The 11,668-nt window shown below is 64.3% G+C and carries 8 protein-coding genes; 1 reads left to right on the forward strand and 7 read right to left on the reverse strand.

Annotated elements, in window-relative coordinates:
- Positions 1-4: 4 nt before the first annotated feature.
- The 7 genes from BLT65_RS44610 to BLT65_RS44635 are packed head-to-tail and all read right to left on the reverse strand — an operon-like array spanning position 5 to position 6,011.
- A complete protein-coding gene (locus tag BLT65_RS44610; protein WP_091790468.1) occupies positions 5-1,378 on the reverse strand; it encodes a type II and III secretion system protein family protein in 1,374 nt (457 codons plus the stop codon).
- Positions 1,379-1,402: 24 nt separating this feature from the next.
- Positions 1,403-2,419 (reverse strand): Flp pilus assembly protein CpaB, encoded by a 1,017-nt coding sequence (gene cpaB / locus BLT65_RS44615; RefSeq protein WP_091790469.1) that lies wholly within the window; start codon positions 2,417-2,419, stop codon positions 1,403-1,405.
- 19 nt (positions 2,420-2,438) lie between these two features.
- Positions 2,439-2,636 carry a hypothetical protein gene (locus BLT65_RS46955; protein ID WP_143036706.1) on the reverse strand — a complete coding sequence of 66 codons (198 nt, stop codon included), beginning with the start codon at positions 2,634-2,636 and terminating at the stop codon, positions 2,439-2,441.
- Complete coding sequence (locus BLT65_RS44620; RefSeq protein ID WP_091790470.1) at positions 2,617-3,321, reverse strand: hypothetical protein; 705 nt, start codon at positions 3,319-3,321, stop codon at positions 2,617-2,619. Before BLT65_RS44620 ends, BLT65_RS46955 begins: the two co-directional genes overlap by 20 nt.
- Positions 3,318-4,181: a hypothetical protein gene (locus BLT65_RS44625; protein WP_091790471.1), complete on the reverse strand. Its 864-nt coding sequence runs from the start codon at positions 4,179-4,181 to the stop codon at positions 3,318-3,320. Before BLT65_RS44625 ends, BLT65_RS44620 begins: the two co-directional genes overlap by 4 nt.
- Positions 4,178-5,698, reverse strand: a complete 1,521-nt coding sequence (locus BLT65_RS44630) for a pilus assembly protein TadG-related protein (RefSeq protein ID WP_091790472.1) — start codon at positions 5,696-5,698, stop codon at positions 4,178-4,180. The genes BLT65_RS44625 and BLT65_RS44630 overlap by 4 nt, the downstream gene beginning before the upstream one ends.
- Before the next feature lie 22 nt (positions 5,699-5,720).
- On the reverse strand, positions 5,721-6,011 hold the full coding sequence (locus BLT65_RS44635; RefSeq protein ID WP_091790473.1) for a Flp family type IVb pilin: 291 nt from the start codon (positions 6,009-6,011) through the stop codon (positions 5,721-5,723).
- 432 nt (positions 6,012-6,443) lie between these two features.
- Between BLT65_RS44635 and BLT65_RS44640 the strand changes: the two genes are divergently transcribed.
- Positions 6,444-11,668, forward strand: a 5,225-nt coding sequence (locus BLT65_RS44640; RefSeq protein WP_279634520.1) for an ESPR-type extended signal peptide-containing protein, incomplete at its 3' end; no start/stop codon positions are given.

The following is an 11,668-nucleotide window of genomic DNA, read 5'->3' on the forward strand; positions in this document are numbered from 1 at the left end:
TTCGTCAATGAGCGGGATTAAGCGGCGTGTTCTGAGGCAACGCGGGATCAGCAGGCGCGACTGGCGCAATCGGCGGCCCAAGCGGACTATGCGCGCCATACTGGTCCGCATAGCGTCGCATGCCTTCTTCCGCGCGCGCCAGCAGCGCGGCATTGGTGTCGCTCGACGGGTCCGAGATCACCGGCGTGACGAAGATCACGAGGTCGCTGTTCTTCGCGCGAAAGCTGTCCGAGCGGAACAGTTGCCCGATGATGGGCAGACGCGCGAGATACGGCATCCCCGATGACGCGTTGAGCGCATCGGCACTGACAAGGCCGGAGATCGCAATCGTCTCGCCCGCGCGCAGCGAAATATCCGAACTCGCGCTGCGCGTCAGGAAGCCCGGAAACCCGCCGTACGACACGGAAGGATCAAGCTGGCTGATCTCGGTCTGCACGGTGGCGGAGATGATGTCGTTCGCATCGACGACGGGCTTGATGTTCAGCCGGATGCCGTACGGCTTGTACTCGACGTCGGTGGTGCCGAGCGCGCCCGCTTTCGGAATGGGCACCTCGCCGCCCGCGAGGAACGACGCTATGCCGCCGCTCTTCGTGCTCAGCTCGGGCGCGGCGAGAATGTACGCGTCGCCGTTGTTGATCGCGAAGTTGATGCGCGAGGTGATCGTCGATGCAATGCCCGCCAGAAAGAAGTTCGCGCCGCTCACGCCTGAGCCGATGAACCCCTGCCCCGACACCTGCGGGCCCGCGAACTGGCTGTCCCACGCGATGCCGATGTCCTTCTGGCCCGTGCGCGTGACTTCCATGATCTGCACCTTGAAATGCAGGGTTTTCTTTAGCGCATCGCCTTCGTCGATCGTCGTGGTGTCGATCACGTTCGTCATATCCGCGATGGCCGCTTTCACGGCTGCGGCCTTGTCGCGATGCACGCTGCCCGACAGCACGATGTTCGGCCCGACCTCCTGCACGCGCACGCCGGACACCGACGCCAGCACGCTGCGTAACTGCGCCGCCGACATGCCGACGTCGCCCTTCGCGACGCGCACGGTCGTCTGCAACGCGACGCCCCGCTCGTTCCACACGACGAGCGACGTGATGCCGGCGCTTTCGGCCAGCAGCATCACGCGCCCATCGACGACATTCGCCGTTACCAGCTTGCCGTTGCCTATCGCAATGCGTTTGATCGTGCCCGGTACGTCGAGCATGCGCACTTCGCCTTTGTAAAGGTCGAGCACGTCACCGCTCTGCGCAGCGTTCGCGTTGTTCCCGTGCTGCATGCCCGCTGCCTGCACGACGCTCGTTGCGTCGATAGCGAGCGCGCACATGATGAACGACACGCTTGCCACGCGTCGCAATGCCATCGAGTAAAAGCCTGCTTTCATGAATGGAAGGAAACGTTTGTTCTTCTAGTTCTGGCCGCTGATGCGGTACGTGTCGCGTTGCTGCAATTGCTTTGCCACGGCGGCTGCGCTTTCGAACAGCGAGGCGCTCGCGGGTTCGCTTGCCTTGACTTCGCGTGGCTGCGCGTCGCCGGATGCCGTGGACATCGGCGCGACCTGCGCGACGTTCGCAGCCGCCGCGCCCGCGCCGCCGCCCGCGATCACTTCGACGGACGCCTGTTTCGCGATGCGTTCGGCCGGAAACACGTCGCTTTCCGTCAACGCGAAGGGTGGTGCAACGGCGTTATCGTCCGCGTTCCTGAGGATGAGGCGCAGCGCGCCCATCTTTTGCGCGAGCACGACGCGCGGCGCGTCAGCGGCGGGCACCTGCATCGTCACGGTGTCGTAGCGCGACGCATTGCCCATGCTCCTCGCTTCGTCGGCGTCGCCCGCGTTACGAGGTTTGACGCTTTGGCCCGTCGCCAGCACCAGCACGTCGGGCAGCAGCAGACGCACGGCCTTGCCGTCGCTGGCGCCCGGCTCGGCCTGCGCGCCGACCCAGTACACATCGACGCGATTGCCCGGCCGCAGCATCGACGCCGTCGAGTTCACCGCGTCGATCTCCAGCGTCAGCGCACGTTGACCGGCGGGCAGCATGTCGGAGAAATCGCGGCCGCGCAGCGCGTCGATATCGCTCATGCGCAGCGGCCGGCCATGCATGACGGCGCGCACGAGCTTCGCGCCGCGCAACGAGTCGAATGCGTCGACGCGCACCATGTCGTCGTAGACGAGATCGGCGGCGATTTCGCGCGACACGAAATCGCCACTCGACAACGGCGTGCCCGCCGCCACATCGCGGCGCGGCACGACGACTTCAACACCGCGCTGCGCGAGCTTGCCCGTCACTTCAGCGCGCACGTGCGCCTCGCGCTCGCCGAGATAGCGATACACGAACCACGTCAGTGCGCCCGCCGTCAGCACGGCAACGAGCAGCAGAAACCACGCATTGCCGAGCAGCGAATGAAACTTGATCTTCCTGAACATCTGACTCAAAGCCGGGTAATTACGCCAGGGAAAGCGCGAAGCTGTACGCGCGGTAAAGCGACCTGAATGCCGCGCAAAACTGGTTGATGACGGACGCATCGCCGCCCGCGACCAGCGCGGATACGATCACAGCCGTCACGACGAGGTATTCGACGGCGGCCTGACCGCGCTGCCGCTGCTTGAGCGACGGCATGATTTCAAGGGCCCGTCGTCGCATGGATCACGGCCTCCGTACGTCCGTTATGGTTGGAAAACACGGCGTCGACGCGTTCGCTGCCGCGCTGCATCGCGAGCACGTCGCCCATCGCACGCTGCGATCCGTCGAGCCGCAGCGCGGGCGCCTGTGCGACGATGCGCCAACCCGCTTCCTGCAACCGGCGCGCGTAGCGTTGCGCGTTGTCCTTTGTGTCACCGTTCACTTCGAGCAGCCAGGTGCGTCCCGTTTGCCGCCCATCGCGGCTTTCGACATCCGACACGGCTCGCGCGCCTTGCGGCAGCGGCACCGTCGAAGCGCCGATACGATGCGCCGCGTCCGCGCCATCCAGGCGCATCACGCTCATCAGCCCTTTCGTGCGCGAGCCTTCGACGCGCGGGGGAATAACGAGCACGTAGTGGCACATGCCATCGAGCGCGGCGAGCAGCGTCCCCGACGCGTCGCGGCGTCCCGTGGCGGGCACATGCGCGCGCGTCCAGTACGTGCGAAATGCGTCCGAAACGTCATCGGGCGTTCCATCGAACTCCATACCGTACACGGACGTCGGCACGCCGTTGACGAGCATGTCGCGGCCTATCATCTGCACGCGTTCGGCATGCACGGATTGACGGTCACAGGCCTGCCCGGACGCGACGGCTTGCAGCGGCATCAACGACAATACGATCGCGCATATCGACAAGATATTCATCGCGCAAGCCGGTCAGCAGGAACAACCTCGTCGCGGATGCGGCCAGATTCGAGCGTATCGATTTCAGGCGCATAGACACGCAACCGCTGATAAAGCGAAGGCGCGATCAATGGCGCGTTCGCCGCCGGCACCGCCTGCGCGAACAGCGCTTTCGCACGCGCCGCGCCTTCAGGCAACCATGCATTGGTCAGCAATGCGTTCGTGTCGTCGATTGCGAAGCCATCGAAATCTGTCCACAGACGCCGCAGCGCGTCGCTATGCATGCCCGTCGCGATGCGCAAGCTCGCTGTTTGCAGTACACGTGAAGGCAGATCGAGCGTCGCGGCGAATGGCGCGCCACTTGCCGTCGGCATCGAGCCGAAGCCATTCGATGTATAGGCGTCGAGTTGTGTCGGCATGTCGGCTTCGCCCGTGCTCAGGGAGACATCGCGTGCGTCGTCCAGCAGCGCCGCGCCGCTATGGTCTTTCCACATCGCGGGTTGTGAGACGCCCTGCCCGCCAGCGCCAACGTCCGCGCTACGGTCAGTGCCCGCAATGGGCGCGCCGTTGCCCGCCATCACACGCGCGAGCAATTCACGCTGGATCTCCTGATCGTTCTTGCGAAGCTGCAACGCGTCGCTGCCGTTGCGTGCGTACCAGTCGCGGATCGTCGAACCGCCCGCTTCGCTGTCGATCCACACAGTGCGCTCCCACGCCGCGTAACGCGAGCCCATCAGCGTGTGGTTGCGGATATCGTTGAACTTGCCGAGCATCACGATCGCGAGCAGCAGCACGCTCGTCGCAAGCATCGTGGCAACGAGAAACTCCACCAGCGCCTGGCCGGATTGCGCGCAAACGCGCCTTTCGAGAAACCGGTTCATGGTTGCGCCGCGCCCACATCCGAGGGGATTTGCGCGGCCTGCGCAGCGTCGCGCTCGTCCGCGCTGACGGGCGCCAGCGATGCCTGCCAGTACGGGCTAAACGTGCTGGGATATTCCGTCTTGCCGTCCGCGCGCTGCCATGCACCGGCATCGAGCAACCCACCCGCGAGCCTGTCGCCCAGCGCTTCCGTCGAAGGCCGCACGAAGTACGCATGCGCGCTTGCCAGCGCGCGCATCGCGCCGCCCGCGCTGCCGTTGTCGACGCGCATGCGGCCCGCGCCGCCCAGCCCTGGCGATTTAACCAGCGTCCCCGCTAAACGCTCCACTTCGATCGTGATGCGCGGCGCCTCGCTGGCGAGCGGCGCATTCGCGATGTCCTGATACGGCAGCAAGCCGCCATTGGCCGCATCGAGCGAAGCGCCCGGGCCCTGCGAGAACTGCTCGGCCATCGCGGCAGGCACGTTCAATCCAGGCTGCGTGCTGTCCGGGTCGCCGAAATTCATGTAGCCGCCGTATCCTTTCCAGTCGCTCCACGCGACGAACGGAGGATGCGTCATGTAGCTGTTCACCTCGCCATTCGTACTGCCGCCATGCCCTGCAATTGCGTCGAACGTATCGACGCAGGTGATCGTGATGTGCGCGGTGCTTGCGTCCATCGATTGCCAGCCCTTCTTGTCGCTGCGCAACTGCGTGCCGCCCGCATGCGCAACGCGAATCGCGATCCGGCCACCGCCCCGGCAACGCGCGCTCGTGTCGTCGATCTGCTGATAGTCGGGCGCGACACTGCGTGACGACACACGCGCCTTGACGAAGCCGTCGAGCGTCGCGGGATCGGTGACGACGTCGGCGAAATGATCGGCGTCGAGATTGCCCGCCGGGGTCACGACGCTCGTGTACGTCTGCCACGCCGCTAGTTGCGCGGCATTGCGCGGACTCGTGAAATAGCCCGACGTCACGTTCGTATCGGACTGGTTGCGTTGCGCGACGTCGTTGGCGATATCGGGCACGGCCGCGAACATCGCCGCGTGATAGTTCGTCTGTGCATCGCTGAGAGCGCGCGTGATGCCGCCGACGCCCTTTGCGACAGCGGGCAACAGCGTGTCGAGCGTCGCGCGCACGGGCGCGATGTCGACGCGCGCGCGTTCCTTGGGCGTACGCCACAACGCCGGATGATCGGCGAAGGTCGTCACGAGTGCCTCGGTGTCGGGGTTGCCCATGTATGTGTTGTCGAGTTCGTCGATCCATGACTTCAACGCGACGACCTGCGCGGCGCTCACCTGGTTGGCGACCATCGCGCGGTTCGCATAGGCGGAGAAGTTGTAGTCGCGGGCCTGCAGCACGGCCGCGCTGTAAGCGGCGGCATCGGCCGTGTTCTGCAGCTTGATCTTCGCGCTCGTCATCTGGAACGATCCGAAGGCGACATACAGGCCGATGCCGCCGATCAGCAGGAACAGCAGCGCAGGCACCATGGCCTGGCCGACGTGTACGCTTCTTCGCCGACGGGCGTTGCGTTCCATGATGACGAGCCCTGCGAGACGCTTACTTGTTGCCTGTCGAGAGCGCGCCGTCGCTGCCGTATGCGCCCATGCCCTTGTTCTTGTCGGCCTGGCTCTTGCCGTCCGTCGCCGCGGCGCGTGCGTCGCTGATGTCGGCTGTGCTATCCGTGCCCGACATTTCGTGTGTGAGACCTGCCGTCTGCTGGCGGATCGTCTTGCCGAACGACGCATACACCGCAATCGCCGATACCGCGATAAGCGCAACGATGATGATGTATTCGGTCATGCCCTGACCGGCCTGCTTGTGAAGATGACGCTTGAAAGAGATTTTCATGAGGAAAAACCAGGAGTAATTAAAAGGACAGATCCAGTTGAACCAGAATTCAATATCCGGTTATTCAAACTATTTAACCGGACAGGGAATCACTATAGAAATATTGAACTGAATCCGGGTTGCGACATTTCCCAAAACGGAATGTCCGATTTCCGAATCGGATGCCCGATTGATCCTGCGTCGAATTTATGCCACAAATCCCTTGAAATACGCGTCTAATCCACGAAAGCACGCAAATTCACGATGGCATTGAGTCCTTCCATCTGTCGTTCACATACAAAGCAAAATCCTACACGCATTACCATTTCAACTGATATTTAGAGACATCGCTCGCGAATAGATTTCCCCGGCGGATAAGAACCGGCAAATGCCAATTAAAGCGGCATTGCGGGTCCGTTCGAATCATCGTCCAATCAAGGGAATACGCGAAGCATGAACAGAACTTATAAATCAGTGTGGAACGAGGCTGCCGGCACCTATGTCGCCGCAGCGGAAAACACCCGCGCGCAAGGCAAGAAGTCGAGCCGCTGTGCGCTGAACATCGCTTCGGCGGCGATAGCATCGGCTGTCACGTTTGGCTCGTACGGCGCGGCCTGGGCGGCCAATCCCGGTCTCACACCCAAACCGACATCGAGCGCCGCCAACCTCTCGACGCCCACACCCAGCAGCGAGTGGTTCTGCTTTTTGTTCTGGTGCGGCGGCGGAGGCGGCAGTACGACCAATATCACCTACAACGGTGTCAACGCGCAGGACGCGTACGCGTACACCTACGACCGCAACAACCTGAAGTACTTTCACGTCCAGTCCAGTCTGAGTGATTCGTCCGCGACGGGTGGCGATGCGATCGCCATCGGCGGCGGTGCGCAAGCCAATGGCGTCAGCAAGAACGGCACGACATATGGCTCCGAAGGAGCGAATACAGGCAACGGTCCGATCGCGATCGGGGGCGCGTCGCTTGCGCAAGGCGCGGCGAACGTCGCGGTCGGCGTGAACGCGATCGCCGATGGTCTGTATCACGCCGTCGCAGTCGGCGGGGACGCAGACGCAGCCGACGTTTATACGGTAGCCCTGGGCGGACATTCGCTTGCGGCGGCATCCACATCGACAGCGCTCGGCTCGCATGCATCGGCGCTCGCGGCCGGCTCGGTCGCACTCGGCGAAGGTTCGGTTGCGACGCGCAGCAATACGGTATCGGTCGGCAAGCAAGGCGGCGAGCGGCAGATCACGAACGTCGCCGCCGGCAGCGCGGGCACGGACGCCGTCAACGTGGACCAGTTGAACGCAGCCATTGCCGCTGGCGGCAGCGGCGGAGGTGGAGGTGGTAGTGGCGGCGGCGGTGGAAACACCATCAATCTCCCGCCGGACCTGAAGTATTTCCACGCAAGCTCGACGCTCGGCGACGCATCGGCTGCAGGCCCAGAGACGGTTGCTGTCGGCGGCAATGCAACGGCGCTTGCGGCGAACTCGGTTTCGCTCGGCTCGAACTCGGTAGCCGATCGCGCGAACACGGTATCCGTGGGCAACGATCTCACCAACCGCCAGATCACGCATCTCGCGGCCGGCACGGCCGATACCGATGCCGTCAATGTCGGCCAGTTGAACACGACCGTGCAGAACGCGATAACGGGCGGCGCGCTGCCGAACCTCGTCGTCTATGACTCGGCGGCGCACAACGCGTTGACGCTGGGCGGCGTCGGCGCGACGCAACCCGTGCGATTGATGAACGTGGCGCCCGGCGCGATCACGCAAAACAGCACCGACGCGATCAACGGCTCGCAGATGTTCCAGCTGGCCCAGGCGACGCAGCAAGGTTTCAACGACGTCGGCAACGGCATGAACGCGCTGGCGCAGAGCACAGCGACGGCGCTCGGCGGCAATTCAAGCGCCAATACGCCCGACGGCTCGATCACGCCGCCGAGCTACAAGATTGGCGATCAGACCTATCACAACGTCGGCGAAGCGCTCGACGCGCTCGCGGCAAATGGTGGGAGCGGTGGCGGTGGCTCTGCCAACAGCGTGAACTACGACACGGCGGCGCATAACATCGTGACGCTGGGCGGCACGCTCGCGCACGCGCCCGTCGCGCTGACGAACGTCGCGAACGGCGCAATCAACGCGAACAGCACCGACGCGATCAACGGCAAGCAGATGTACGCGACGACCAGCACCGTGGCCAATGCGATCGGCGCGGGCGCATCGGTCAAGGCGGACGGCACGCTGGCAGCACCGTCCTACGTGATTTCCGGCGTCACCTACAACGACATGGGCAGCGCGATCAACGCAATCGGCGCGGTCGGGCAGGACGTGCAGATCACGGCCAAGTACGTGAAGGTATCGTCGACAGCATCGCAGGCGCTTTCGAACGGCGTCGAGACGACGGCCATCGGCGGCGCGGCGTATGCATCGGGCGACCGCTCGGTGGCAATCGGCACGGGCGCACGCGCACAGTACGACGACTCGGTGGCGCTCGGCTCGAACGCGCAGGTCTATGACTCCAACACGGTTTCGGTGGGCCGCAAGGGCGGCGAGAAACGCGTGACCAACGTCGCGGACGGCGTCAGCGCAACAGACGCCGCCACAGTGGGCCAGCTGACTGCGCTGCAAAAGGCCTTGTCGACGACGTCGCCCATGGTGCATTCGATGCTGCTCACCGACACCTCGGTGCTCGACTACATCAAGGTCAGCCCGAACGTGATGACGGGCGCGCCGACCTCGGTGTCGAACGATCTGAACGCGATGGCGATCGGGCCGTCCGCGAACGCGTCGGGAACCAACGCTTTGGCCGTCGGCGCAGGCGCGGGCGCGGCACGCACGGGTTCGACGGCCGTCGGCTCGGGCGCCGCCGCGCTCGCCGTCAATTCGACGGTGATCGGCCAGGGCGCATCGACGGGCTTCAATGCGCTGAACGGCGTGTCGATCGGTTATATGGCCGATGCCGAGAACGCCAACTCGCTGGGCTTCGGCTCGTTCTCGATCGCGGGCGGCATGGGCTCCGTCGCGCTCGGCTATAACGCGCTCGTGTTCAACGCCGCGACAAACGCGATGGCACTCGGCACGGGCGCGACGGCGACCACGGCAGGTTCGATTGCATTGGGCACGGGCTCGATCGCGGACCGCGCGAACACGATTTCCGTGGGCAACGCGACGGCGCAGCGCCAGATCGTCAATGTCGCGGCCGGCACGGCGAATACGGATGCCGTCAACGTGTCGCAGCTCAAAGGCGTGACGAGCACACTCGGCGGTGGCGCGACCGTGGCCGGCGACGGTAGCATCACAAAGCCTGCCTACGTGATCGGCGGAACGACGTATAACGATGTCGGATCGGCGCTCGATGCCGCCGCTGGCTCGGGTTCGGCCGACGCCGTCAAATACGACACGGCCGCGCACAACCGGGTGACGCTCGGCGGAACCAGCGCCACGTCGCCCGTCAAGCTGACCAACGTCGCGGCGGGCAGCGCGAACAGCGATGCCGTCAACGTGAAGCAACTGAAGGATCTCGGCGCGACCGTCGATACGAACGGCAACGTGACGAACGGCTTCGTCGCCTACGACGACGCGACCAACGCGAACGTGACGCTCAAGGGCGCGAGCGGCACGAAGATCAAAAACGTCGCAGCGGGTACGCTGAGCGCCGCCAGCATGGACGCCGTCAATGGCTCGCAGCTGTATCAGACGAACCAGAACGTCGCGAACGTGAGCGCGAACGTCAGCAACATCAACACCATCGTCAACAACATCGCCGCGGGTGGCGGCATCAAGTACTTCCACGCGAACACGACGCTCGCCGATTCACAGGCGGGCGGCGCCGACTCAGTAGCGATCGGCGGCAACGCGCAGGGTACGACGACGGGTTCCGTCGCGCTCGGCAGCAACGCGCGCGTCACGGCGAACAATGCGGTCGCGATCGGCTACAACGCAGTGGCGGACCGCGCGAATACCGTGTCGGTTGGCGCGAACGGCGCTGAGCGGCAGATCGTCAACGTCGCGGCGGGTTCGACGAACACCGATGCCGTCAACCTCAAGCAACTGAAGGACCTCGGCGCGACTGTCGACCCGAACGGCAACGTGACGAACAGCTTCGTTGCCTACGACGATGCGACGAAATCGAAAGTCACGCTGGGTGGCGTTGCAGCGACGACGCCTGTGAAGGTCGCGAACGTCGCCGCGGGCAGCGCGAACAACGACGCGGTGAACGTGAAGCAGCTGAAAGACCTCGGCGCTACCGTCGATACGAACGGCAACGTGACGAACAGCTTCGTTGCCTACGACGATGCGACGAAATCGAAAGTCACGCTGGGTGGCGTTGCAGCGACGACGCCTGTGAAGGTCGCGAACGTCGCCGCGGGCAGCGCGAACAACGACGCGGTGAACGTGAAGCAGCTGAAGGACCTCGGCGCAACCGTCGATACGAGCGGCAACGTGACGAATGGCTTCGTTGCGTATGACGACGCGTCGAAAGCAACGGTCACGCTCAAGGGCGCGAGCGGCACAAAGATCGTCAATGTCGCCCCGGGCGCGATCACGTCCGCGAGCAAGGACGCCGTCAACGGTTCGCAGCTGTATCAGACGAACCAGAACGTCGCGAACATCGGCGCGAGTGTCAACAACGTGACGAACTACTACAACACGCTTGTCGAAGGCGGCGGCATCAAGTATTTCCACGCCAATTCGGCACTCGGCGATTCGCTCGCGAGCGCCGACGACGCGATTGCCATCGGCGGCAACGCGCAGGCGTCGGCATCGGCTTCGATTGCGCTTGGCGCCAATACGCACGCGACAGCAGCGAATGCCGTTGCGCTGGGCAGCGGATCGGTGGCGGACCGCGCGAATACGATTTCCGTCGGCGCGAGCGGCGCCGAGCGGCAGGTCGTCAATGTCGCGGCGGGCACGGCAAATACGGATGCCGTCAACGTGTCGCAACTCAAGGGCATCACGACGGTGCTCGGCGGCGGTTCGGACGTCGCCGCCGACGGTTCGATCAAGAAGCCGCAATACGTGATCAACGGCACGACGTACAACGACGTCGGCCTGGCGATCGATGCAGCGGCACAAACGGGCGGCACAGCCGTCGACGCCGTCAGGTACGACACCAGCGCGCACAACAAGGTGACGTTGGGCGGTATAGGCGCGACATCGCCCGTGAAGCTGACCAACGTCGCGGCAGGCAGCGCAAACAGCGATGCCGTCAACGTGAAGCAGTTGAAGGATCTCGGCGCGAATGTCGACACGAACGGCAACGTGACGAACGGCTTCGTCGCATACGACGATTCGACGGGCGCCGGCGTCACGCTCAAGGGTGCGAGCGGCACGAAGATCAAAAACGTCATGGCGGGCGTGCTGAGCGAGTCGAGCATGGAAGCCGTCAACGGTTCGCAGCTCTACCAGACGAATCAGAACGTCGCGAACCTGGCGGGTAACTTCAACAACATGAGCGACACGCTCAACAACCTGAACGACGGCGGCGGACTGAAGTACTTCCACGCGAACTCGGCGCTCGCCGATTCGCAAGCGGGCGGCGCGAACTCCGTGGCGATTGGCGGTAATGCGCAAGCCACGACGGCAGACTCCGTCGCGCTCGGCAGCAACGCACGCACGACGGCGGCTAATGCTGTCGCGCTCGGCAGCGGCTCCCTGGCCGATCGCGCGAATAGCGTGTC

The sequence above is a fragment of the Paraburkholderia steynii genome, assembly GCF_900100565.1.
Taxonomy (GTDB): Bacteria; Pseudomonadota; Gammaproteobacteria; order Burkholderiales; family Burkholderiaceae; genus Paraburkholderia; species Paraburkholderia terrae.

Coding starts and splice junctions, on each gene's coding strand:
- BLT65_RS44610 (WP_091790468.1), bottom strand. CDS start 1,378: ATGAAAGCAGGCTTTTACTCGATGGCATTGCGACGCGTGGCAAGCGTG.
- cpaB (WP_091790469.1), bottom strand. CDS start 2,419: ATGTTCAGGAAGATCAAGTTTCATTCGCTGCTCGGCAATGCGTGGTTT.
- BLT65_RS46955 (WP_143036706.1), bottom strand. CDS start 2,636: ATGCGACGACGGGCCCTTGAAATCATGCCGTCGCTCAAGCAGCGGCAG.
- BLT65_RS44620 (WP_091790470.1), bottom strand. CDS start 3,321: ATGAATATCTTGTCGATATGCGCGATCGTATTGTCGTTGATGCCGCTG.
- BLT65_RS44625 (WP_091790471.1), bottom strand. CDS start 4,181: ATGAACCGGTTTCTCGAAAGGCGCGTTTGCGCGCAATCCGGCCAGGCG.
- BLT65_RS44630 (WP_091790472.1), bottom strand. CDS start 5,698: ATGGAACGCAACGCCCGTCGGCGAAGAAGCGTACACGTCGGCCAGGCC.
- BLT65_RS44635 (WP_091790473.1), bottom strand. CDS start 6,011: ATGAAAATCTCTTTCAAGCGTCATCTTCACAAGCAGGCCGGTCAGGGC.